At 32.0% G+C, this 25,616-nt stretch carries 22 protein-coding genes and 1 pseudogene; 8 read left to right on the plus strand and 15 right to left on the minus strand.

Annotated features, from left to right (window positions below; translation table 11 throughout):
• Positions 1 to 957: 957 nt before the first annotated feature.
• The 13 genes from LOS89_RS07370 to LOS89_RS07430 all read right to left on the minus strand — a co-directional run bounded on the left by LOS89_RS07370 (position 958) and on the right by LOS89_RS07430 (position 18,468).
• Entirely contained in the window at positions 958 to 2,949 is a 1,992-nt protein-coding gene (locus LOS89_RS07370; protein ID WP_231834641.1) for a heavy metal translocating P-type ATPase, read from the minus strand.
• Between the two features lie 10 nt (positions 2,950 to 2,959).
• A complete protein-coding gene (locus LOS89_RS07375) occupies positions 2,960 to 3,325 on the minus strand; it encodes a DUF3703 domain-containing protein (protein ID WP_231834642.1) in 366 nt (121 codons plus the stop codon).
• A 44-nt stretch (positions 3,326 to 3,369) separates the two neighbouring features.
• On the minus strand, positions 3,370 to 3,690 hold the full coding sequence (locus LOS89_RS07380) for a heavy metal-binding domain-containing protein (protein WP_231834643.1): 321 nt from the start codon (positions 3,688 to 3,690) through the stop codon (positions 3,370 to 3,372).
• Between the two features lie 40 nt (positions 3,691 to 3,730).
• Positions 3,731 to 5,020: an efflux RND transporter periplasmic adaptor subunit gene (locus tag LOS89_RS07385; protein WP_231834644.1), complete on the minus strand. Its 1,290-nt coding sequence runs from the start codon at positions 5,018 to 5,020 to the stop codon at positions 3,731 to 3,733.
• An 11-nt stretch (positions 5,021 to 5,031) separates the two neighbouring features.
• Entirely contained in the window at positions 5,032 to 9,381 is a 4,350-nt protein-coding gene (locus LOS89_RS07390; protein WP_231834645.1) for a CusA/CzcA family heavy metal efflux RND transporter, read from the minus strand.
• A 95-nt stretch (positions 9,382 to 9,476) separates the two neighbouring features.
• Entirely contained in the window at positions 9,477 to 9,764 is a 288-nt protein-coding gene (locus LOS89_RS07395) for a hypothetical protein (RefSeq protein WP_231834646.1), read from the minus strand.
• A gap of 99 nt (positions 9,765 to 9,863) precedes the next feature.
• Positions 9,864 to 10,973, minus strand: coding sequence for a hypothetical protein (locus tag LOS89_RS07400; protein WP_231834647.1), 1,110 nt, complete (start codon positions 10,971 to 10,973; stop codon positions 9,864 to 9,866).
• A 116-nt stretch (positions 10,974 to 11,089) separates the two neighbouring features.
• Positions 11,090 to 11,530, minus strand: coding sequence for a QcrA and Rieske domain-containing protein (locus tag LOS89_RS07405; RefSeq protein ID WP_231834648.1), 441 nt, complete (start codon positions 11,528 to 11,530; stop codon positions 11,090 to 11,092).
• Between the two features lies 1 nt (position 11,531).
• The gene (locus LOS89_RS07410; protein ID WP_231834649.1) at positions 11,532 to 12,725 is read right to left on the minus strand and encodes a di-heme oxidoredictase family protein; all 1,194 of its coding nucleotides are present in this window, start codon (positions 12,723 to 12,725) and stop codon (positions 11,532 to 11,534) included.
• A gap of 570 nt (positions 12,726 to 13,295) precedes the next feature.
• Positions 13,296 to 15,455, minus strand: a complete 2,160-nt coding sequence (locus LOS89_RS07415; RefSeq protein WP_231834650.1) for a VapE domain-containing protein — start codon at positions 15,453 to 15,455, stop codon at positions 13,296 to 13,298.
• Between the two features lie 189 nt (positions 15,456 to 15,644).
• Entirely contained in the window at positions 15,645 to 15,926 is a 282-nt protein-coding gene (locus tag LOS89_RS07420) for a helix-turn-helix domain-containing protein (protein ID WP_153200096.1), read from the minus strand.
• A gap of 89 nt (positions 15,927 to 16,015) precedes the next feature.
• Positions 16,016 to 16,924, minus strand: a complete 909-nt coding sequence (locus tag LOS89_RS07425; protein ID WP_231834651.1) for a hypothetical protein — start codon at positions 16,922 to 16,924, stop codon at positions 16,016 to 16,018.
• 326 nt (positions 16,925 to 17,250) lie between these two features.
• Positions 17,251 to 18,468: a site-specific integrase gene (locus LOS89_RS07430; protein ID WP_231834652.1), complete on the minus strand. Its 1,218-nt coding sequence runs from the start codon at positions 18,466 to 18,468 to the stop codon at positions 17,251 to 17,253.
• Positions 18,469 to 18,820: 352 nt separating this feature from the next.
• Here LOS89_RS07430 and LOS89_RS07435 point away from each other — a divergent pair, with 352 nt between their 5' ends.
• Both LOS89_RS07435 and gloA2 read left to right on the plus strand, forming a co-directional pair.
• Entirely contained in the window at positions 18,821 to 19,387 is a 567-nt protein-coding gene (locus tag LOS89_RS07435; RefSeq protein WP_231834653.1) for a hypothetical protein, read from the plus strand.
• Positions 19,388 to 19,425: 38 nt separating this feature from the next.
• Positions 19,426 to 19,812, plus strand: a complete 387-nt coding sequence (gene gloA2, locus LOS89_RS07440; protein ID WP_231834654.1) for an SMU1112c/YaeR family gloxylase I-like metalloprotein — start codon at positions 19,426 to 19,428, stop codon at positions 19,810 to 19,812.
• Positions 19,813 to 19,847: 35 nt separating this feature from the next.
• Here the strand turns inward: gloA2 and LOS89_RS07445 are convergent, their stop codons facing one another.
• On the minus strand, positions 19,848 to 20,156 hold the full coding sequence (locus tag LOS89_RS07445) for a rhodanese-like domain-containing protein (RefSeq protein ID WP_231834655.1): 309 nt from the start codon (positions 20,154 to 20,156) through the stop codon (positions 19,848 to 19,850).
• A 126-nt stretch (positions 20,157 to 20,282) separates the two neighbouring features.
• Between LOS89_RS07445 and LOS89_RS07450 the strand changes: the two genes are divergently transcribed.
• The 3 genes and pseudogenes from LOS89_RS07450 to LOS89_RS07460 all read left to right on the plus strand — a co-directional run bounded on the left by LOS89_RS07450 (position 20,283) and on the right by LOS89_RS07460 (position 21,986).
• A complete protein-coding gene (locus LOS89_RS07450; RefSeq protein ID WP_231834656.1) occupies positions 20,283 to 20,735 on the plus strand; it encodes a MarR family transcriptional regulator in 453 nt (150 codons plus the stop codon).
• Between the two features lie 16 nt (positions 20,736 to 20,751).
• Positions 20,752 to 21,383 (plus strand): annotated as a pseudogene (locus tag LOS89_RS07455) (NAD(P)H-dependent oxidoreductase).
• Positions 21,384 to 21,419: 36 nt separating this feature from the next.
• On the plus strand, positions 21,420 to 21,986 hold the full coding sequence (locus tag LOS89_RS07460; protein WP_231834657.1) for a YceI family protein: 567 nt from the start codon (positions 21,420 to 21,422) through the stop codon (positions 21,984 to 21,986).
• A gap of 142 nt (positions 21,987 to 22,128) precedes the next feature.
• On the opposite strand, the gene LOS89_RS07465 is transcribed toward LOS89_RS07460, so the two are convergent.
• Positions 22,129 to 22,980, minus strand: coding sequence for a DUF2911 domain-containing protein (locus tag LOS89_RS07465; protein ID WP_231834658.1), 852 nt, complete (start codon positions 22,978 to 22,980; stop codon positions 22,129 to 22,131).
• 133 nt (positions 22,981 to 23,113) lie between these two features.
• Here LOS89_RS07465 and LOS89_RS07470 point away from each other — a divergent pair, with 133 nt between their 5' ends.
• From LOS89_RS07470 to LOS89_RS07480, 3 genes are read left to right on the plus strand one after another with little or no spacing between them, the layout of a single operon-like run.
• Positions 23,114 to 23,584: an SRPBCC family protein gene (locus LOS89_RS07470; protein ID WP_231834659.1), complete on the plus strand. Its 471-nt coding sequence runs from the start codon at positions 23,114 to 23,116 to the stop codon at positions 23,582 to 23,584.
• Position 23,585: 1 nt separating this feature from the next.
• Entirely contained in the window at positions 23,586 to 24,284 is a 699-nt protein-coding gene (locus LOS89_RS07475) for an SDR family NAD(P)-dependent oxidoreductase (RefSeq protein ID WP_231834660.1), read from the plus strand.
• A 12-nt stretch (positions 24,285 to 24,296) separates the two neighbouring features.
• Positions 24,297 to 25,583, plus strand: a complete 1,287-nt coding sequence (locus LOS89_RS07480) for a cryptochrome/photolyase family protein (RefSeq protein WP_231834661.1) — start codon at positions 24,297 to 24,299, stop codon at positions 25,581 to 25,583.
• Positions 25,584 to 25,616: the final 33 nt, after the last annotated feature.

Below are 25,616 nucleotides of genomic sequence, written 5' to 3' on the forward strand. Positions count from 1 at the left end.
TGAGTAGTGTTCAGTGGACAGTTTTTAGTATTCAGGAAAGAAGTGAACTGGAAAATGAGGGTGGAGATTTTATCCGGAACCGAAGGCTTGAACTTGCTTTTTTGAATACCCGGAACAAACCTTTGGCTTCTTTTTTATCCTTTTTTTTGTAAAAATGTTTACCCCAAATGTTCTTATGAAATGGGGTTTTAGGGGTGTTCAATCGGGACTGTTGAACAAGGGTGTGGTTTTCTTTTTTTTGCTATACGACCTCGACTACGCTCGGTTTGACAATGTTTCTTTGTGAAGATGAGAAAAAAGAAAAACACACTCTTGTAGTAGTTTGATTTTTGAGGATGCTTTGAAAGTGTTCAGTATTCAGTTTTTAGTGTTCAGTTGAGAGCGTGAACTGGAAATGGGAAGCATCTTCAAAAAACAATGAAAATTACGTTAGCGGTAGCGTTCCTATTATTCTTCGGGTGGGTGCGGCTGGGAGCGGATATTTTACATAATAACCCTTATAACTTTCAGGGGGACTGCGTGGGGTGTTGGGAATGAATTATAAGGTTTATTATGTAATAATAGCTTGGGAGTGGTTTGCGCGTTGGGTTTCAGTTCTTGTTTTTTGAGTTGGGCAGTAAGTGGATAAAAAAAGGCGGACTGTGCGCGAGGGGTTGGGAAAACAGGGAGCCTTTTTTTATTGACTTACTATGGGGAAAACAAGTGCTGATGGCGGTGGGGAAAACCACTTGTGCGGCGGGGAGCGTTGGACTGGGTGGGCGAAAAGACTTTAGCGGTAGCGTTCCTATTTTATTTTAAAATAAATTAATTAGAAAAATAAAGCAAACGGCATCAATGGATTTAATAATACTTGGATTAGAAACGATTTTTGTGAAGCTGAATGAGATAATGAATATATACAAAAAAAAGATGCTTACTTAAAATAGTAAACATCTTTTTTGTACTATATAATTAACTTTAAAACTTCATCCTTTGTATTCTAACAGCATTTAAAATAGCCAATAATGCCACCCCAACATCTGCAAAAACGGCTTCCCACATAGTGGCTAAACCTCCTGCCCCAAGAATCAGAACAACAGCTTTTACTGTAAATGCTAAGCCTATATTTTGCCACACAATTTTCTTTGTTTTCTTACCTATGTTTATTGCCATTGCAATTTTACTTGGTTTATCATCTTGAATGACAACATCAGCGGTTTCTATGGTGGCATCGCTTCCTAAACCACCCATTGCTATTCCGACATTACTTAATGCGACCACTGGTGCATCGTTTACACCATCGCCAACAAAAGCAACTGTTTCTTTTTTTGCAATGATTTCTTTTACTTTATTTACTTTATCTTCGGGTAATAAATCTCCAAAAGCATTAGTGATTCCGAGTTTTTGAGCTACAAACTGGACAACTGTGGTTTTATCACCACTTAACATTGTGGTTTTTACTCCTAATGCTTTTAATTTATCAATTGTGATTTGTGCATCTTCTTTGATACTATCTGCAATGGTTAAATATCCAACAAATTTTTTATCGTAAGCTACAGCAATTAATGTATAAACGATACTTGATGGATCAATATCATACGAAATAGAGAATTTGTCCATTAGTTTGAAATTACCCACTAATAATTCTTTACCATTTACATAGGCTTTTAATCCGTGTCCTGATATTTCTTCTACATCTTTTAGCGTTATAGTACTATCAACATTTCCAACAAATTGATGAATGGCAGTTGCTACAGGGTGTGTACTTTGACTTTCTAAAACATTAACCAATTGCAAGATTTCATCTTTGTTGAAATCGGAATTAAAAATAACTTCTTGCACTTTAAAAACTCCTTCCGTCATTGTACCTGTTTTATCCATTACAACATTTTGAACCGAAGCCATAACATCAAGGTAGTTACTCCCTTTGAATAGTATTCCGTTTTTAGAAGCTGCACCAATTCCACCAAAATAGCCTAATGGAATACTAATTACTAAAGCACAAGGACAGGAAATTACTAAGAAAATTAATGCTCGATACAACCAGTCATTAAACTGATAATTTTCTACAAACAACATTGGAACAACACATATTGCAACGGCTAAAAACACAACAATTGGGGTATAAATTTTTGCAAATTTTCTAATAAACAATTCGGTTGGTGCTTTTTTAGCAGTGGCATCTTGCACCAATTCGAGAATTTTTGACAATTTACTATCCGTATAAGCAACAGTAACTTTTACTTGACAAACCGAATTTAAGTTTATCATTCCTGCTAAAACAGTTTCTCCTTTTGCTTTGGTGTCTGGTTTACTTTCGCCTGTTAATGCAGCTGTATTGAAAGAAGCAGTATCAGAAAGTAATTCGCCATCTAAACCTAATTTTTCACCTGCTTTTAGCTGTATAATATCTCCAATTTTAGCATTTGATGCTTTGATTGTTTTAGCTACATTATTTTCGAGAATAGTTACTTCGTCTGGTCGTTGGTCTAATAAGGTTTTAATATTGGCTTTAGCTCTTTTTACGGCTAATGCTTGAAAGATTTCGCCAATGGCATAAAATAACATTACTGCTACACCTTCGGGAAATTCGGCAATTGCAAAAGCACCGATTGTAGCAATACTCATTAATAGAAATTCTGAAAAAATATCGCCCTTTTTGATGCTTTCAAATGCATCTTTTATAACAGGAAAACCGACTGGAATGTACGCTAAAACATACCAACCTATTCTAATATAACCTGTAAACCAAGATGGGGTAAAATAGTTATCCAATCCAATGGCAAACATCAATAACACCAGGCTAATAATTGCTGGCAAAAACATTTGAAATGTGGATTTTACTGCGTTGGAATTGTCATGTTTATGTCCGTCATCATCAGAATGATGTTCACTATCATTATTAATCTTATCTTCTAATGAACAACAAATTTGTTTTCCTTCTTTGTCATAAATGTGTTGATGTTCCATATTATATAAATTAAGCGTTCAACTTTAAAATTTCTTGAATATCCTCTGGTATTTCCATTGTTTTTAAAGGTGGTACATTTGCTCCACCTGTATTACCTACAGGAATATGACCAACAAATGATTTTACACCACCTACCAATAATCTTGGGATTTGACCAACTATTTCTTTAGTGCTTTTTATTTTAATACCAAATTGTAACATTTTCCAATGAACAAAGGAATGCTCATAAGGATATTTTTGTCCGATGATGTGAGCACGTTCCAAATGATGCCAAGCTATTTGTAAGTCGTTTAACTTTAAATTTTCAGCAGCCAATTGCAATTCATTTTGATAGAATGATACTAATTCTTTTGGCATTATTGTATTAAATTTCATAATTGAGTTAACCTTAATTTTATAAACTTAGACTACTATTTTTTCTAATGATTATGTCCGTCATGGTTTTCTTCAGAATGGTCGTGTCCTTCATGGTTTTCAGTTTCATGATCATGACCTTCGTGGCTTTCAGCTTTTGCTTCTATTAATTCCATTTTACAAACAGGACAAGTTCCTTTTTCATCATAAGTTTTACCTTTTTCACAATCCATTGGGCATTCATAAGCAACTTTATGCACTTCACTCTCTTTATGATTGTGTCCTTCGTGTTCTGTTGCTGTTTTTGTAGTTTCATCTTTTTTATTGCAAGAAACCGTTGTACCTAAAGCTATGGCAAGTGCCATAATTAAAATTGATTTTTTCATTTGTTAATTGAATTTAGATTATAACTTAAATTAATAATTTTTAATGTTCGTGACCACCACCACCTTCGTTTTTGATTAAATGGCTTTGAATGTAATACGCTCCTTTTAAAACAATTTTTGCGTTTGGTTCAATTTTTTGAAGCAACGAAACTTGAGTATAACCTAATTGTGTGGTGCCTGATTTTACCTCAATACGTTGAAAATGGAATGTTTTTCCTTCTACTTCTTCGTGCTTGTCTCCATCTTCGTGATTATGTCCGTCTTTTTCATCGTGAGCTACTTCTTCTTTATGACCTTCTTCTAAAACAAAAACAAATTCTCTACCATCTGCTTTTATAATTGCTTCCGATGGTAAAGCTTTAACTGTATTTGCTCCTGCATCGATAAGTGCATTTACATACATTCCTGGTATTAATTTTTGTTGAAAGTTTGAAATATCAGCGTGTACGGCTACCGATTTTGTTTCGTTTTCGAATGATTTACCAACACTAAATATTTTTCCATTAATTTCTGTATTACCTTGATTAGTTAGGATAAAACGAACATTTTGACCTTGTTTTACTTTGAATAAATCTTTTTCGTACACTAATAAATCTACGTGTAATTTAGAATTATCGACTATATTCATTAAGGGTTTACCTGCTTCTACATTACTACCAATTTTAATATAAATTTCTGTAATATTTCCTGAAATTGGAGCAACAACTGGAACAGTTGCCGTAGTGTTTCCATTACCACTAATGTGTAAAGTATTCAATTGCTTTTGTAATGAATTAAACCTTGCTCTTTCAATTTCATAATCTGATTTAGTTTTTTGAAAAACTTTTTTAGAATTTACTTCTTCATCACTTAATGTTTTTTGTCTTTCAAATTCTAATTTTAGAAACTCTAAATTACTTTTTGAAGTTAGATAAGCTTCTTGAATTTTAGTAAATTCAGGACTTTCAATTGTAGCAATAGTTTGCCCTTTACTTACTCTTTGTCCCTCGATTACATTTATTGTTTTTACAATTCCTGTAGTAAAAACAGATACATCCGCTTGATTTTGTGGTGGTAACTTCGTATAGCCGTTAGCCTTAATTACTTCGCTTAAATTTTTATCTGAAAAAGTACCTAATGTTATACTTGATGCTTTAAACTGAGCTTCATTTAATTCAACTTCTTTAATTGTTGTTGGTTCTTTTTCTTCAGAATGGCTTTCTTCTGTATGAGCTTCACCATCTGTATGTACGTGTCCATCGCCTTCAGTATGACGCAAAGAAAAATATAAAATAATAGCAAGGATTATTGCTCCTACTATTGATGCATATATTATATTCGATTTTTTCATTTTACTTTTTATTATTGATTGATACTGTATTGAATTGTAATTATAGTTTGATTGTAATTATAAATCGCTTCGCTATAATTTAATTGAATTTGACTTGCTGTTTCTAAACTTTGAACATATTCTACATAAGAAATATCACCATTTTGATACCCTTTTGTAGCGTTTTTAATTATTAAATTAGCGTTTGGCATCGCTGTATTTTTATAATAATCTATTAAAGAAGCATACGTGACTAATTGCTCAGATTGTTGTTCTAAATGGCTTTTAAATTGCTGATTTATATAATCGGCATTTTTCTGTTCTCGTTCAATATTTGTTTTTGCAGATTTTGCTCTAGCGATACTACTTCCTGCAAATATTGGAACAGACAAACCAACTACAACACCTTGAAATTGAGGTGTGCTATTATAATATGTTGGTGTTCCGCTTACATCTTGAATACCTGTTATAGATTGCAAAAAATAACCTATTGAAAAATCTGGAGACAATGCTGATTTTTCTACTTTATGATTGGCTTTTGCAATTTTAACTTGTTGATCTGCTAATTGAACAATTGGGTTTTGTTTTACCATTGAACTATCAACTTTCGCCATAGCGGGATACGGCACAAATGAAGTGTCCGTTGCGATAAATTCTGTTTTTAAATCTAAAATTGCTTTTAGTTTTGATTTTTCAATGGCGATTTGTGTTTTATTTTGCTTTATTTTTTGCTCTAATTCTTGTTGTTTCGCCAATGCAATTGTTTTTTCTAAAGCATTTGTTTCACCTGTTTGAAATTTCAGATTGGCTGACTTTACAAATTTTTGCATCACAGCATTTTGCTTTTCTAAAACTGCATTTTGTTTTTCATAAAACAACAATGTATTCCAAGATTGTCTAATAGAATAAGTTATTTCTTGTTTTGCAACTCCTAATTTAGTTGCACTTGCATTACTATACTCTTTAAGTAAACTTCTTTTAGCACTTATTTGAAATGGATTAAAACTTTGACTAATACCAAAATTTTTATCTTGAGCTTGTGAGTTTATTTGTCCAAATGTTCCTGACAATTCCGTTTTAGGAAGCTCAAATGCTGTTTTTTGCAACTGTGTTTGCATTTTTACTTCTAATTCTGAAGCTTGAATACTTTGATTGTTTTTCAAACCCATTTCAAGTGCTTGTTTTAAATCAAGCTTTTGAGTTTCTTGTGCATTTGCTCCAAATATCCCAAACAAAAAGGTAATTACTAAAGCCGAATTATTCATAGTTTTTCTTTTAATTTTTATGCCTTTCTCAAAATATAAATACAGAATTGGAAGGACAATTAAAGTAAGTAAAGTAGCTGTTATTAATCCACCTATAACAACAGTTGCTAATGGTTTTTGAACTTCAGCACCAGCACTACTACTAATTGCCATTGGTAAAAATCCAAGTGAAGCAACGGCAGCAGTTAATATAACAGGTCTTAATCTTACTTTAGTACCTTCTTTTATTCTGTCATACACATTGTCCATACCTTGTTTTTTAAGTTCATTAAAATATCCAATTAAAACAATACCATTCAGTACAGCTACACCGAAAAGAGCAATAAATCCAACACCTGCCGAAATACTAAATGGCATATCTCGTAACCAAAGGGCAATAATACCGCCAATTGCAGATAATGGAATAGCAGTAAATATTAATAGAGATTGTTTGATTGATTTAAAAGTAAAATAAAGCAATACTAAAATTAAACCTAATGCTACTGGAACGGCAACAGAAAGTCGTTTGTTAGCCTCGATAAGATTTTCAAATTGACCTCCATAAGTAGTGTAATATCCTTCAGGCAATTTAAGTTTTTCGTCTAATTTAGCTTGAATCGTTTCTACAACTGTTTTCACATCTGCACCACGTACATTAAAACCTACTACGATTCTACGTTTTCCATTTTCACGAGAAATTTGCATTGGACCATCTTCATATTTTACATCGGCAATTTGTTCTAATGGAATTTGATTACCCGATGGTAAGGTTACAAATAAAGCTTTTAAGTTTTCAATATCTTTTCTACTATCATTATCTAATCTAACCACTAAATCGAAGCGTTTTTCACCTTCATAAACAACACCTGCTGTTTCTCCTGCAAATCCCATTCTGACAACTTTGTTTAAGTCGCCAATTTTTAATCCGTAAAGTGCTAATTTGTCTTTGTTATATCGAATAGTTATTTGTGGCAATCCAGCAACTCGTTCAGCTTTCACATCAGACACACCTTCAATGCCATTGATTAGCTGAACTACTTCTTCACCCTTGCTCACTAACATATCAATATCTTCACCAAAAATCTTAACTGCTACATCACTTCTTACACCTGTCATTAACTCATTAAAACGCATTTGAATAGGTTGAGAAAACTCAGTAAATGCACCTGGAATATCAGACAAAGCATGTTCCATTTTTTCCATTAATTCTTCTTTGGTTTCAGCTGAAGTCCATTCACTTTTATCTTTCAAAAGAATAATCATATCTCCAGCTTCAATAGGCATTGGGTCAGTAGGAATTTCAGCCGAACCAATTTTAGTAACTATCATTTTAATTTCAGGAAATTTGGCTCTTAAAATTTGTTCTGCTTTTGTGGTTGCATCAACTTCTTGTGATAAAGAACTACCCGAAGCTATAATCAAATGCGTTGCAATATCACCTTCATCAAGTGTAGGAATGAACTCGCCACCTAGCGTATTAAATAAGATTAATGAACTTATAAATAATGTAATAGCTACACCGATAACAGCAGCTTTAACTCGTAATGCTTTTTCTAAAATAGGTGTATAGAAGTTGTAAATAGCATCAATTATTTTATCACTAAAATTCTTTTTATGCCCTGTTTCTTTTTTTAATGCCAAAGCAGACATCATTGGCACATAAGTTAATGACAATATAAATGCACCTAATATGGCAAATGATACTGTTTGTGCCATTGGTCCAAACATTTTTCCTTCGATTCCTACTAAGGCTAAAATTGGCAGATATACGATCAAAATTATTATTTCACCGAAAGCGGCACTACTTCTAATCTTCGCAGATGCTTTATACACTTCATCATTCATTTCTTGAGTGGTGAGTTTACCTTTTTTACTGACTTGGAGTCGATGTATAATAGCTTCAACAATGATAACAGCACCATCTACAATTAACCCAAAGTCAATTGCGCCTAAACTCATTAAATTTCCACTTACTCCGAAAAGTTTCATCATTGAAATGGCAAATAATAAAGCTAATGGAATAACTGAAGCCACAACTAAACCTGCTCTCCAATTACCAAGAAGTAATACTAAAATGAAAATTACAATTAATGCTCCTTCAATAAGATTGGTTTGAACTGTACTAATAGCTTTATCTACTAAAACTGTTCTGTCCATAAACGCCTCAATTTCTACTCCTTCAGGAAGTGATTTTTTGATTTGTTCCATTTTCTCTTTGACAGTTTTAACAACTTCGCCACTATTTTCGCCTTTAAGCATCATTACCATTCCTGATACTTCTTCGCCTTTTCCATCTTTTGTGACAGCTCCATATCTGATACTACTACCTATTTGTACCTTTGCAACATCACTAATAAGAATAGGTATACCATTTTGATTTTTTACAACAATTTTATTAATATCTTCAATACCATTAACCATACCCACACCACGAATGAAATAAGCATAAGGTTTTTTGTCTATATATGCACCACCAGTATTTTCATTGTTATTTTCTAACGCATCGAAAATTTCGGTAATTGTAGTATTCATACTTTTCAGCTTATCTGGCTGAACAGCAATTTCATATTGTTTAAGATTTCCACCAAGGGTATTCACTTCAGCAACTCCTTTTGTACCAATCAATTGGGGTTTTATAATCCAATCTTGAATAGTTCTTAAATCCGATGCATTGTATTTTTCTTCATACCCTTTTTTTGGAAATACAACATATTGGTATATTTCACCCAATCCTGTACTAACTGGAGCCATTTCAGGTGTACCAACTCCTTTTGGTATGGTATTTTCGGCTTCTTTTATTCGTTCTGTAATTTGTGCTCTTGCCCAATAAATATCTACTTCTTCTTTAAATACTACAGTTACAACACTTAATCCAAAACGACTTATTGAACGAAGTTCAACAATATCAGGAATTGATTTAACAGATTGCTCTATTGGATAGGTAATAAATTGCTCTACTTCTTGGGTTGCTAAAGTAGGTGAACTCGTAATTATTTGTACTTGATTGTTTGTAATATCTGGTAACGCATCAATTGGTAAAGTATATAATGAATAACTACCAACGATAACTAATACTAGTGTAAAAAGTCCAATAATAAATTTATTATTGATACTAAAATGAATGATTTTATCTAACATTTTTATTGTATAATGAATTAATAAACAGAGAACTGTTTTTCTTTTTAAAGTTGCTAAAAGACACAACTTATTAACCCGAAATTACTCGGGCTTCATTATAATAACTGAGGTGGTTGCCAAATACTTCCGTAAAAATTTGAAAAAGAAGTTGACTTATAAAATGAAATAGAAGTTTTTATTTCTTGAAATTGTACTAAAAATTGAAAGGATTGTATTTCAAAAAAGCTTAATGTTTGTTGACCACAACAATTGCAAACACAAAAGGGAGAACATAAATCTGTTTCTTCATCGTGCGAATGATTGTGTTGTGAGTGAGCTTGTGAATGCGATGAAATAGTAGTAACATCATTATGCTCATCTGCACAAGGATAGGCAGTAAGCATAATTATATATATTGATAATATGATGTTTAAGATTTTCATCGTTGTAAAAGTAGTATATTTTTACAAAAAATAAAAATAATTACAAATTGAGCTATTATTTTAAAAATAAGTTGATATCCCAAAATTGAATCCATCTGTTATAGATGGTGGATTCGAAAGTATATCTCGTTGTTTTAGTAATCTATAATTTAAACGAATAACTGTTTGACTATTTGGTCTAAAACTTATAGCAGAAACCACACTCCATAAATCTTCACCTATATTACCACCTGTTTCGTTAAATTTACCCACATTCCAATCTACATATTCTAATCTACAAGCCACATTTAATGTTGCCTTTTCCCAACCTAACATTGTACGATTTAAAATTGGCTGAACGATATCTATAAAACCACCTTGTTGTTTACTTCCAAACTGTTGTGAATATGTACTAGGCACATCAACATTTATCCAAGCAAATTCAGTAGTAATAAAAGTTTTTGTATTTGGAAGTGTCGTATTGAAATCGATTGCAAAAATATTTACACTTCGCTTTTCATCTATAATAATGCCATCTTCTTGAAACTTATTGTAAACACCTCCCATATAAGACAAACCAATTTCGCCAATTTTACTATTTCTTACGGCTATTTTTCCTGTAAATAATGGTATTCCGCTATTAATTTCTTCGAATCTATCTGGATTATCTATAGCTGCTGGTAAATAGGTTTTATTTTGAGTGTTTTCTATTATTGAATTATCAAAACTTCCTGAAAAATAAGCCTCATATCCATACATCCAATTTTTATGGTATTTTTTACCGTATAAACCTGCCCCAACATTACTAAAAGTGCCTGGTAACATCTGAGTTGCTGGAATTGGTCTGTCTGTAAATTCCCATTTTGGGCCATCGTGATTTTGATTAAATGCCCCGATTGGATTAACAATAATTCCTGCTCTAAAATTTGCCAAAGGATGAAACTCAACATCAACAGAAGCGAATTCGATTGCAATTTCATTGCCACCTTCTTCAAATTCTAACTCACTTAAAAACTTTACTCGTTTACCTATTGATGAAGACATAAATATAGATAATCTTCTAGCTTGAAACTGATGTCCTTCTGAAACACCATCGGTAGTAAGATGTTGCCAATTGGTTTCTACATAACCTCCAATAGCAATTGGTGTTTTATTAATATTTAAAGTTGGACGATTATATATAGCATCCATATTTAATACTTTGGTTGTATCTTTTGATACTCTTTTTAATAGGCTAGGATCTATTTGTGCATTGATTGTATTACTTATTAAAAAAAAACATAAAATTATATAGGAAATTGAGATTCTCATTTTAATGAAACTTTTAAAATATTATTTTCTATTCGTACTGGAAATTTTCTTAAATCTGTGCTTGCAGGACCGCTTTCAACTATTCCTTTATTGCTAAATTCACTACCATGAGCTGCACATTGAAGTTTATCTCCAAAAACTTGAAGTTCTGCTCCTTGATGTGTACATTCCATTAACAATGCCATATACTCTGTTTCATTGAATCGATAAATACAAATAGGAAATTGTAATATTTCATTCTGAGCGATAATGTATTTTTTATATTCTATTTTTCCATTTGAATTAATTTCAAAATCAGTAATTGGAACTAAAAGATCTGAACCTTTTATTTCTTTTGACAAGACTTGTGCTGAGGAACAGCTTTCTAATAAAGAAATACCTGCAATAGTTGCTAAACAACCAAAACCGCATGTTTTAAGAAAATCTTTTCTATTCATTTTATAAGGATTTTAAAAATTTTAGTACTGCATTTTTATCTGCTTGAGAAAGACTATTAAATGCGGTTCTACTACCAGTTGCTTCACCACCATGCATAGAAATGGCTTGTTCAATACTACGAGCTCTTCCATCGTGCATTAAAAAATATTGACCTCCCTGTGAATTCGCAGAAAGTCCTAATCCCCACAAAGGTGGCGTTCTCCATTCATAAGTTTTTGCAATACCTTCTGTGTAACCATCATCTAAACCACTTCCCATATCATGCAAAAGCATATCTGTATAAGGTGAAAATGATTTGAATGATAATCCAGTTATTGGTGAATATCCAGTTGTTAAATTTGATTTATGACAGCCTGTACAATTAATTTGTTCAAATAAATTTCTACCCTGAATTACTTCTGTGTCATTTTGATTTCTTTGAATAGGGGCTTTTAATGTTTTAAGATAAAACACTAAATCATTAACCGTTACATTTGCTACTTCTGGGTCAATTTCTTCATTAGTGTAAACATCGATAGGATTAAAAGTTGATGTTATTCCCATATCTTGATTATAAGCATTTACTGTTTGATGCAATAAATTAAAAGCTGCCGCTTTTTTACCAAATCGTCCAATATATTTTCCGTTTTGATTTACTGCATTTTCAGGGTTAATATAGCTTGGGATAGTTATCCAATTGGGTACACCCGAAATACCATCACCATCTGAATCGTTTGGGTCTGCCATTGCTAAAATATCAGCATCTGTAAGGTATTGTAAAAAGCCTAAACCTGTGTTTGCAGGTGGTGTAAATTTTGAAAATGTAGCTCCAAAAGGAATTTGTTCAGGAGTATATCCTGGTAAAGCTCTATTTTGTAGTTGTGGACCTCCTAAATGTAAAAAGGTATTTCCAAATTCATCAGCTTGACCAAAACGAATTAGTGTAGTAAAAGGGTGTCCTTTTCCATCACCTGCATGACAACTAATACAACTTGTTGCAACAAATGTTGACCCTAAACCCGTTTGTCGTGTAAAGACTTCCGTAAAAGCTACATCACCTTTTAAAAACCTTGCTAATTCTTCATTTGATAAACCATCAATTGTTCCATCTAAAACTTCATCGTCAGCTGGAATATCTACATAGCTTGTTTCACACGAGATAAGCATAATCGATAAAAACGAGAGAGTTGTTATTTGCTTAAAAATTGTTTTCATTATTCTAATAATTATTTTTAGGCAAAACTAAAATATTAATTAGGTAAACACAAATTAAATAAAAAAAATATAGTATGAAAAAGATTTATAACTAATGGAATATGACAAAAAATCTAATTATTGGTGTTTATTTCGTTACAAAAAAAGACATTAAAGCATAAAACATAAAAGAACATAAGTAGTTTAATTATTAACAGGGTAAGGCTGGTACCCTAATTTTGGAAAAAAGATATTTTATTTTTTCGGTTTGAAAAAAACAGATTTTTACGGCTTTTTGAGTGCAAACAAAACTGATAACTTTATTGATTTGCGTTTAAATATTAAGATGTTGCTCGAAATTTTGAAACCTAAAAAAATAAAAAATGTTTGTGTTGTTTTTTGGTTACCCTGCTTACCCTGTGAAAAGGGTGTAAAATGAAGGTTTTGGGTGATGGGTTTTGGGTGCAAGGTTTTTTGGAACACAGATTGGAGAAATAAGAGAAATTGGCACTGATTTAAAATAAAAAAAGTGGCTAAAAAGTTATTTTAGCCACAGATTAATAAGATTAGCACTGATTTTGATTTTTCTTCTTATTCTCCAATAATTTTGTTTCTGTTATCTACTTCCTCGTATGTGTTTTCTATTAAGGCATATACAAATATTCCGTTTTTCTTTAGTCTTAAAAAGTTATGTTTCTTTAATGCCTTACCTAATTTATTAATTGTTCCATCTGAAATATTGAATTTTGCTCTTTCGGCTAGTTTTGCAGCTATTTGTGAGGCATTTAAAAATGTATTTGCCTTTTCTTTTTCACATTGTTCAAACCAAGTTAAAAGCAACTCTTCTTCTGGGCTTCGTAGTTGGTATTGTTCGTTGTTTTCTGTGATGTTTTTGATTTCTTCTTGGTCGAACCAATGTCTGAATCCTGTTTTAAATAAATACAAGGCTTGGGATAATACATTGTCAATATTGATTTCGTGTTGGTATTGGATGTTTTCCACTTCAAAACAAAGGAATCGTCTGCTTCCTGTACTGTCGTTTAAGAATTGCGCTGTGTTGACACTTCCGGCAAATGATGCGCGTCTTGGCATAGTTTCGTTGTTGTGTCCGTAGGCTTTTCTCATTCTGATTTGTGTCTTTGTGATGATTTCTTTTAAGCTACCAATTTCGGAACGGTTTAGATTTTCTAATTCGTCCAGGTTAATCAACATACATTCTGATAGCTGTACTAAAGTGTCTTTGTTGTTTGGGTTTATGGTTCCTGAGAACAAATACTCTTTTAATTTTCTAGGGACTAGCTTTTCTACCCAAGTGGTTTTTCCTAATCCTTGTTTTCCACTGAATACAATTACCGTGTGATTGATTACTTTGTCATCCAATACACAACCGACCATTGCTACCATCCATTTTTTAAAACACTCTTGCCAAAGTTCTTGTTTTGTAGTGGTTATCGTGTTTGCTAATTCTAAAATATAGTCTGTTTTTTCATCATACGATGGTAGATTGTAAAAGTAATCTTCGAATGGATTGTATAATTCACAGAAATCGGAATACAATAGGTTTCGCAAAGAAGAAAGGTTTGTTTTGATTCTTCCTTTTAAACATTCGCGAAGCATTGAGTTTTCTATAAAGTCGTTCATTACATGCCATTTCTTTTTACCGAAATATTGAAACTCTAACTTGCCTGAAACCATGTTGTGCCGAAATACATATCTTGTGGATAGGAATAATTCTAATCGGTCGATTTGGGTTGGTTTTGGTTTGTCATCATCGATTTCATCGATGTTAGCCTTCTTGGAAGGAGTTTCCTCGGCATAGCTCGGAATGACAGCGTTTTTTGATTTACTTTTAGTGTTTCTGTTCTTTTCAAAGTATTCATCTTTTCCAAATTCGTGAATGTTTCCGTAGGCGCTGTGTACTGTTTGTGTTACTTCTTTTTCGTCATAGCCAAAGTCTGTTAGTATGAAGCTTAGTGCTTCGTTTAATGAAATGCCTTTTCGGTTTAGGTTGCACGCGAGTTGGTGTACGAATACATTTCGGCTACCTGTCACGTATTGCACTTTTTTTTCGGTGAAACGAACGCAGTGGTTATAAACAGCTTCGCTGTTTTCCGTTGTCGGTTGTTGGTTGTCGGTTTGTCGCACTTCGACAGGCTCAGTGTGACTAGATTGATTTGAGTAATTATTATTCAAATGCATCTCGACTTCGCTCGATGTGACAAAGGTTTTAGCGTTTTCGTTATGATAAAGGTTATCGTCGAATGAGTAGAAACATAGTCGGGTTATGTCTTTTCCGGATTTGTCTATTTCATGGTTTAATAGGGTTTCATAGTGTTTTTGGATGGCTAAAAAGGTTTCTTTATGGTCTTCTTTTGTGGTGTTTACTTTTACTAAAATCTTTAATCCATTGCCTGATGGACTTATGAAACTTGCATAGGTGTATTCAGATTGATTGGCTTTATGTTTTGCGTTTTGTAAATCGGTTTGACTTAATTTATCGATGTCTAGGATTATGAAATTGGAGTATGCTTCCAAAAATTCCATTTTTCTTCCACCTACAAATTTTCCTGAAGGTGTGAATGCAGGTAATGATTTTTTGGCTTTTTCATAGGCTTCTAGTTTGTTTTCGGCTAATGATTTACGCAAATAGGTTATCCCTGGTCTGTACTTTCCTGTTTTGATTTCGTGCAGGATTTCGGGAATTGTTTTGTGTTCTATTACTTCGTTGAAGTTTTTGAAGATTGTTATCATGTTTGAGTGAAAAGTGATTAGTGAAAAGTCTTAGTGGTTGTTCCTGTTTTACAGTCACATACCTCACATGTTCCATTACATTTTTTTTTATGGTAGTTTTTATTTGATTTTTTAATTGTCATAAAGAATCGCTTTATTTTTATTGGATTTTTTTTTATAAAAAAGCAGTTGTTAAGTTGCGATTTCATACTATTTTCCTTTGAATGATTTGTTGTAGTGTTCTTGTAGTAGTTTTTCAACGTCAGAAAGTTTGTAGTAGATTTTGCTTCCTACTTGACTGAATGAGATTTTACCTTCATCTCTCCAGGTTTGTGCTGTGCGTTTGGAGATTTTCATCAGCATGATGAACTCTTGATTGTCTAAGAAGGTTTCTTTCTTTGGGTCTGGCTTGGTGTTTAGTTGGCTTTGAATTGCATCTAATTTTGCCATTAAGTCATTGTACTGGTCTTTTGTTAAAATAATTGCTTCCATTTTCGTGGTTTTTAAAAGATTATGGAGCAAAATTGTGAAGTAAAAAAAAGTCCCTTAGTCCCAAACGGGTCCCAAGGGACTATTATTTTTTAGAGGAAGTTATCGAGGTCTATTCGTTTGTGGGTCTTTGGTCGTTTATCGCCTCGTGATGGTTTGAGGATGGTTTCGACTGTTTGGGGACTTATTTCGTTGTTGTCTTTGTCGATAAAGTTATTGACGATCATATTTACTATGTCGCCATTGGAAGCATCAATAAATGATTTTCCATCAACAAATAGTTCGCGACTTAGTTGGTAGAATATATCTACTAATTGGTTTAGGTTTCCGTTAAATTTTAGTTTTTTAGTTATTAGTTTTTTCTCCAGTTCTAGTTCTTTTTCTTTCTCAATTTCCGAACGCATTTTGCGAAGCGTTTGTAATTTTTCAATCAACTGAACGCATTGTTGGTCATAAGAATGTAGTTTACTGTTTATTGAAATGATGTCGGCTTGTCGGTATTCGAAAATTTCTTCGTTTAAAAATAAAATTTGATCATTGAAGGATTCCATTTTTTCAACCTGTTGTTTGATTTCAAAAAATGAAAAATAACGATCTTCCGATTCGGCATTGATTAACCTTTTTGGAGTACTTTGTTTGGTTTCTTTTATGCTCGAAGATTGCAGCTCTGTTCGTTTTTTCTCGATTATGTTGTACAATTTATTGAATCTACTCAATGCCTTTTGACTAAAGAATAGTTCTTCATTGTTGGCTAATAATTTTTCGAACTTGTTTAACCAAGTGTTTCCGTCTTGGGCAATTTGGAGTTGGTAGTTAATGAATTCGGGTAGTTGGGATTGTGGGATTGTAAATACTTTTTCAAGTAAAGCAATACAATAGTTTTCCAGTGTGGGTTCCTGGTCGTGCGTAATGTCAAAAATAGAAGCTGCACTTTGTGCTGTGTCGATAGTTCTCCATTCTGAGAATAATGATTTTTTGATGTTTTGCCCTTTCAAGTTCACGTTTTTTGCCGGTGTTAAATTTGTTCATTATTTGTTATTTGGTTACACTTTTTCCAATGTCACTACTTGAAATGGTATAGTTGCTTGAAGTTCAGGTATACTTCAAGTTGATTTCAATATGATTTTGGATTTTTTTTAATATTTGGGATGCCTAAAATTAGAACAAATTCAGTACCGCTTTGCGTTGTTTTTCGTACAAGTTTTCAACAAAATTGCGAGGGCTTGTATTTGCTAGGTTTTTGGAATTCAGGAGTAAAAAAGGATAAAATTTACCTTCGAAAAAGAAAACGAGAGTAATTTTTTGAAGTAATTACTCTCGTTCTGTTTTAGTAGATGTAGTTGTCAACCGCTTTGTCTAATTCTTCTGAAATGATTTTAGCATATACCTGGGTTGTGCTAATATCGCGGTGGTCCATTAGTTTTGAAACGTGCTCAATTCTCATTCCGTTATTTAAAGCATTGGTTGCAAAGGTATGGCGGCTTATGTGAAATGTTACTTTTACTGGAATTTCTAATTTCTTTGCTATGCGCTGTAATTGAAAATTAGCTGCTTTATTGGCACTTTCAATAAAAGTATAACGGTATTCATCATTCTTTAAATACAGCTCTTTATTTGTGATTACAGGGAATATAAAGTCGTCTTGTTCTGCATCTTCCTTTTTGTACTTGTTGATGATGTCCAATGCTAACTGACCAATTTTAAACTGATGCATTCTTCCTGTTTTGCGAATTACTTTTTGTATTCTTCTTTCTTCTTCATTGAAGTGTTTTACTTGAAATTCTAATACATCACTGAATCGTAATCCTCCAGCGAAAATTGAAAAGATAAACATATCGCGATATACACTCGCTTTTGATTTTTCATCTAGTTTATAATTGATAATCGCTTCGAATTGCTCTTTCTTTAAAAACTGTCTTCTGCTTGGGTCTTTCTTTAATTTCAACTTACTAAACGGATACATGTATTCAGGAATTAAGTCTTCTTTGATAGCTTCTTTAAACATAATCGCCAAAATCATAATCGAATAACGTTGTGTTGTATTTCCGTTTTTTAGTTCGTTGCTTAGATAACTCATATAGTCCATTAATAATGAAACTGTAATGTCATCAAAATAAACCTCCTTGGTTCCTACCCATTTTTCGAACTTATCTAAATAGGCATGGTAATTTTTATAGGTTGAAATGGAAACGTTGTTTTTGATTCGTTCACAATGTTTACGTGAGTACTCGAAGAAATTTGGTACTTCTTTACCTTTTATGGCTTCTTTTAGTTTTTTAATGGAAACGGTTTTTACTTTTCGTTCCATGTCGGCAACTTGTCCTTCAGCATCGGCAATTTTTTGAGCAAGTGCAGCATTCATTCGCGCGCTATTAGGATAGCTTTTCTTTACTCTCTGCTTTGCTTCATCCCAATCACTTTCTTTAAGTTTGAGTCCGGCAGTGATAAATTTCGTTTTTCTATCTTTTATAATTCTAATGTACAAAGGGCTTTTACCTGTTTGATCTTTCTGGTTGGTGCGTAGTATTAATTTAATAGATGCCATAATTATAGAATATTAGAAATGTTGTACTATATTTGTAAAGCGGTGCAAACGAGTGAAAGTATCGATTTTACTAGTGTTTCATTCTAGTGCAACGGAGTACTAAGGTACAACAATTGGTACAACAAATCAAGTATTTTGATGCTTTTTTATGCTTAAATTTGCTTTAGTATTTTTTATAAAGTCAATAAATACAGTACTTTAAGTGCAAAAGGGTACTTGCGGAATTATTATAGAGATAACAGCGGTTTGCTTCAATGGCTAGTTCAGTACTATTCTATATTTGGTATCGCTCGGTCTGTGGTTTTTCGCCACAATTTTATAGCCGAGGACCATTATCAAAAATTTTGATAAAATGACACGTAAAAATGTATTTTATATTTCAATTGTAGTGTATTTTATCGGAATTTTATTTTTGATAAATAACACCCTGCTGCATACTAAATATAAAAATTCAAATTTTGAATTACCTCTAATTGGTTTTCAAGGTTTAATTGAAAAAAACGATACTATTTATTTAGGCTCAAGTCATTGGAATCGAATTTTTTTATATGACAAAAACGGAAAATATTTAACATATCAGGCAACTGGCGGAAGAGGATTAGATTTTGACTTTTACTTCTCAGAAAATAATCTTGTAATTAATCAATATAGTTTAGCAGAAAAACCAAATAAAGACAAAACAATATTTTCAATCAATAAAGGGGAAAAGTATATCATTGAAAAAAAACTTCCAGTTCAAATTGATTTTGAAAAAAATGGAAAGAAAATAAACTTTTTGAAACAAAATTTACTTTTTTACTTATTTTACTCTGATATAGGTTTATGGTTTGTATTGATATTTTATTCCTTATTTATTGTTGCAGCTTTTCAGAAAGAACTAATTGAATTACTAAATAAAATCAAATTACGTTTTAAATAAAAACTGTATACAACAAAGAACTATTCATCAACGAGAAAATGCAAATAGAAAAGTTACATCACATTGCTATAATATGTTCTGACTATCAAAAGTCAAAACAATTTTATACAGAAATTTTAGGATTTACTATTGAAAAAGAAGTTTATCGACAAGAAAGACAATCTTATAAACTTGACCTATCATTAAAAGGACAATATGTAATTGAACTTTTTTCTTTTCCAAATCCACCACAAAGAACCTCAAGGCCAGAAGCTGCAGGATTAAGACATATTGCCTTTGGTGTAAAAAATATTGAAAAAGAAATACAGTTTTTAACTTCAAGAAACATTACAACAGAACCAATTCGTGTTGACGAATACACCAACAAAAAATTTACCTTTTTTTCAGATCCTGATAATTTGCCAATTGAGATTTACGAATTATAAAAATAAAAAATCCGCCTTACAGCGGATTTAGTTATTTATTCAACTGGTCCATCCCAATTAGAAAAACCTCCTACTAAATTAAAAGTGTTTTCAAAACCTAATTGTTCCATAGCATTACAAGCATTGGCACTACGCACGCCAGCTGCACAATACACATAGTAATTTTTCGATTTGTCCAACTCCTCTACCCTATATATAAATCCTTGTCCTTTATATATGTCAATATTTATTGCTCCTGGTATATAACCTGCATTAAACTCATCTTCGGTACGAACATCTACAATTACACCGTTTGCATCTTGCAAAAACTGGCTCCACCACGTGTTTTGATCTAAGTTTGTCATTTTATTTTTTTTTCAAAAATACTATCAAAAAATACAATTTTAAAACTTTAACAAAAATTTATTAAACATTTGTACATACAAATAAAATATTTACTACATTTGTACATACAAATTTTACAACATCAAATGAGAATAGAAGAAATCATAAAACCTAACTCACCAATGGCAATTGAGAAAAAAACATTACTTAATGTAATGTATACTCAAAATGTCATTTCGGAAAAGTTTAATGAGATATTAAAGCCATTTGACCTTTCCACTGAACAATTTAATGTGTTACGCATCTTAAGAGGACAAAAAGGAAAACCTGCTAATATGTGTATGATACAAGAACGCATGATTGCTAAAACAAGTAACACCACACGATTAGTAGACAAATTGTTATTAAAAGATTTAGTACTGAGAGAAGTTTGTCCAAACAATCGCAGAAAAATGGAAATTACCATTACTGAAAAAGGTTTGGAATTATTATTGCAACTAGATCCTTTAGTAGAAGCTCACGAACGTGCTTTCTCTAAAAATTTGACTGTTGAAGAATTAGAAGTATTAAACGAATTGCTTGAAAAATTTAGAAATTAAAATCACAACATTTACTATGAGTCATTTTATAGAAAATCAAAAATGGCGTTATGCCACAAAAAAATTCGATGCAACTAAAAAAGTATCTGCATCAGATTTAGAAACCTTAAAAGAAGCTATCCAATTAAGTACTTCTTCTTACGGATTACAATTATACAAAGTATTCATTATTGAAAACCCTGAAATAAGAGCACAATTACAACCTGCTTCTTGGGGACAAACTCAAATTGTAGAGCCTCTCACCTATTCGTATTTGCTAACATTGTGGATGTTCAAGAAAGTCATATTGACGAATATGTTAACAATATTGCTGCTACAAGAGGATTGTCTGTTGAGGATTTAAAAGGTTATTCAGACTTTATGAAATCTAAAATTGTACCGTTACCTGTTGAGCAAAAAGCCGTTTGGACATCAAAACAAACGTATTTAGCAATGGCCAACTTAATTAATGCTGCTGCCGAATTAAAAATCGATGTTACACCAATGGAAGGTTTTGAACCTGAAAAATACAACGAAATTTTAGGTTTAAATGCATTAGGGTTAAACGCTTCGTTAGTAGCGCCAATTGGTTACAGACATGAAGAAGATGCAACACAACATTACGTAAAAGTAAGAAAACCAAAACAAGAATTATTTACTACTATTTAATACAATTAATTAACATTTAAACAATTTTTTAAAAACATGAAAAATTTAAAATCAATCGCTTTAGCTCTTGTAGCTTTTGTATCATTCGCAACTACTGCTCAAACATCAAAAAAAGTAGATGCTTCTAAAAGTACTATCAACTGGGTTGGAAAAAAAGTAACAGGTTCTCATGAAGGAACAATTACTTTAAAAGAAGGTGCTTTAATCTTCAAAGGAAAAAAAGTTGTAGGTGGAAACTTTACAGTTGACATGACTACTATCAACACTACAGATTTAGACGGAAAAGGAAAAGCAAATTTAGATGGTCACTTAAAATCTGATGATTTCTTTGGAGTTGAAAAATTCCCAACTGCTACATTAGTTTTCAAATCAATTGGTGAAAAAGGAAATGGAGTTTACGCTGTAACTGCTGATTTAACTATCAAAGGAAAAACGGAATCAATCAAATTTGACTTAACTGTAGCTGGTAACACTGCTTCTACAACTTTAAAAGTTGACAGAACTAAATATGATATCAAATACGGTTCAGGAAGTTTCTTCTCTGACTTAGGAGACAAAACTATCTATGACGATTTCGAGTTAACTGTCAAGTTATCGTTCTAATAATTGGGAAACATTTGCTATGAAAAACAAAAAAGCCTTGAAGAAATTCAAGGCTTTTTTGTTTATAAATATTAGGATTATGGATAAATAAAAAAGTCCCGAAGCAATTTCGGGACTTTTTGTTTGAATTAACTTTTAACTTTTATTTTGACCATTCAGCAATGCTGTCTTTGTTCATTTTTTCATAATCAGCGTTTCCAGCTTTTACAGATAAAGCTAAAGATTCTTTTGCAGTAGCAATTGCACCTTTTTTATCTCCAATTTTTGCTTGAATTAATGATTTTAATCTCAAATACCAAAATGGTACATCTCTATCTTTTGGAGAATTTGAAATAGCATTGTTTACCCAAGATAAAGCCTTATTCATATCACCATTAGATTGATAAAAATATTGAGCAGAAGAAAAATAATCATTTGCAGAAGGACCCGCTAATGTTTTTTCAATACTCTTCATTGCAATGTCTTGTGTAGGAACAGAAAAAGGAATAGCTACCATTGTTCTTTCCCAAGCCAATTCAATTACACCAGAATCATTAGTTAAATTGTTTAAAAATATTGATAATGATTCAATAGGCTTGTTTAAAGTTTCAGGTTTTACAGTAAATTTTAAAGCAACATTGGCATCATCCCATTTTTCTGGTAATCCCCAGTTGTTTGTATCCGTATAAAAAATAACATCCCAACTATCAGCTTTTGGTGTTGTAAACAAGGCATATTTTCCTTTTTTCAAGTCTTTACCTCCAATTTTTACATCTTCACTAAAAGAAATAGTAGTATTTGCATTAGCACCAGTTCTCCACATTTTTCCAAAAGGTACTAAATCTCCATAAACAGTTCTTCCTTTTGCACTAGGTCTTGAATATTCTACTTGAACTGTGGTCAATCCTACAACTTGTTCCACTTTTGCTAAAGGACTCGATTGAGGCGTCTTAACTTGCGCTTCAACTACTAAATTGGCTAAAACAACAGCCAACATAACAATAATTTTTCTCATAGGTTTCGTTTTTGATTTTCAAATTTACAAATTGTATTAGAATGAAATGTTAATATAAACTTAAATGAATTATTTTTTGTTTAATTTATTTTTAAAAAAATTAAACAAATTTATATCTTTACAGAAAAATTATATGAAAATATATCGTTTACATACTAAACAAAATTTACCTATTACAATTGAGAAAGCTTGGGAACTTTTATCTGATCCAAAAAACTTACAATTAATTACTCCAGATTACATGGGATTCAAAATTGTTTCTGGTGCAGATAGACCGATGTTTCCAGGCCAAATAATTCAATATATTGTTACTCCTGTTTTAGGGATACCAACAAAATGGGTAACAGAAATTACCCATGTTGTTGATAAACAATATTTTGTAGATGAACAACGATTTGGACCATATGCACTTTGGCATCACAAACATTTTATAAAAGAAATTCCAGGAGGAGTTGAAATGGAAGATATTGTTGATTATAAAGTTCCAATGGGGTTTATTGGACAATTGGTACATCCAATATTAGTCAAACCAAAATTGGAGGAAATATTTGAATATCGAAGAAAAAAATTAATTGAATTATTTGGTGAATTTAAAGAGCAATAGCATGAAAAATATATTATTAATTGGCGGTTCGTATGGAATTGGGCTAGCAATAGCAAAAGAACTTCAACATGAAAATACTATTTTTATAGCTTCAAGAAGTAATGAGCATTTATCTGATATTAAAGCAACTCACATTCCTTTTGATGCAACAACTGATACAATCGATACTTCTCTTCTACCTTCAGTTATTGACGGATTAGTTTATTGTCCAGGAAGTATTAACCTTCGACCTTTCAAAGGATTAAAACCTGAAGCTTTTGAAGCCGATTTACAAATTAATTTTATAAGTTTGATAAAAGTAGTCCAATCTGTTTTACCAAATTTACTAGCTTCAGAACAATCGAGTATTGTTGTATTTAGTAGTGTAGCTGCATCTATGGGTATGCCATTTCATACCAGTGTTGCCGCTTCAAAAGGTGCAATCGAAGGATTTGCAAAAGCTTTAGCTGCAGAATATGCTCCAAAAATAAGAGTAAATGTAATTGCACCATCTTTAACTGATACACCGTTAGCCGATAAATTCTTGAACAACGAAACAAAGCAAGAAAAGTCAGCCGAACGTCATCCTTTAAAACGTTTTGGGAAACCAGAAGATAGTGCGCAAATGGCGGCGTTTTTATTAAGTGATAAAAGCAGTTGGATTTCAGGACAAATTTTCCATGTTGATGGTGGAATGTCGACTTTATTAATAAACGGATAACAAATACAAAACATGACTATTTTTTGGTTTAGACGCGATTTACGATTGGATGATAATATTGGACTTTTTCATGCTTTAAATAGTAATGAAGAAGTATTGCCTATATTTATTTTTGATGAAAACATTTTATCTCAATTGTCAAAAAATGATGCTCGTGTTACTTTTATTCATGAACAGTTAGATAAAATGCAGTCAGAGTTGAATAAACTCGGAAAATCATTAGCTGTTTTTCATGGGAAACCAGTCGATATATTTGAAAAACTAATTTCAGAAAATAAAATTACGTCTGTTTATACGAATCATGATTACGAACCTTATGCTCGCAAGCGTGACAAAGAAATGAATCAATTATTTCTTTCAAAAGGAATCAACTTTTTAACTTCTAAAGATCAAGTTATTTTTGAAAAAAGCGAAGTAGTTAAAGAAGACGGTAGTCCTTATGTAGTTTATACACCATATTCCAAAAAATGGAAAGAAAATTTCAGAAAAATTAAGCTTGTTCATTATCCTTCTGAAGAAAAATTAGATAAAATTACGAAACACTCCTACCCTTTTTTATCATTATCGGATATTGGTTTTGAAAAATCAGATATAAAAATAACACCATTTGATGTTTCAGCAACGCTTATTCAAAATTATGAAGCAACAAGAAATTTTCCAGCATTAAATAAAACTTCATTTTTAGGAATTTATCTTCGTTTTGGTGCAGTTTCCATTCGAAAAATGATACAAAAAGCCATTGCGGAGAAAAATGAAACGTTTTGGAATGAATTGATTTGGCGCGAATTTTTCATGCAAATTTTATGGCACTTCCCAAATACATCTAAAAATAGCTTCAAGGTAAAATATGATGCTATTAAATGGAAAAATAATGAAGAAAACTTCAAAAAATGGTGCAATGGAAAAACAGGTTATCCTTTTGTAGATGCCGGAATGCGGGAATTAAACGCAACAGGCCACATGCACAATCGCGTACGCATGATTGTTGCAAGCTTTTTATGCAAGCATTTACTTATCGATTGGCGTTGGGGTGAAGCGTATTTTGCTCAAAATTTATTAGACTACGAAATGGCGAGTAATGTTGGAAATTGGCAATGGGCTGCAGGTTCAGGTGTTGATGCCGCTCCTTACTTTCGAATTTTTAATCCAACAGAACAAATTAAAAAATTTGATAAAGATTTTAAATACATAAAAAAATGGATTCCAGAATTGGAAACCGAATATTATCCAAAACCAATTGTAGATCATAAAGAAGCGAGAGAACGTTGTTTAAAAGTCTACAAAGAAGCAGTTGGATAAAATTAATTTTTGCCCAAAAAACTATAAAACTCA

Source organism: Flavobacterium channae, assembly GCF_021172165.1.
In the GTDB taxonomy this organism is placed as follows: Bacteria; Bacteroidota; Bacteroidia; order Flavobacteriales; family Flavobacteriaceae; genus Flavobacterium; species Flavobacterium channae.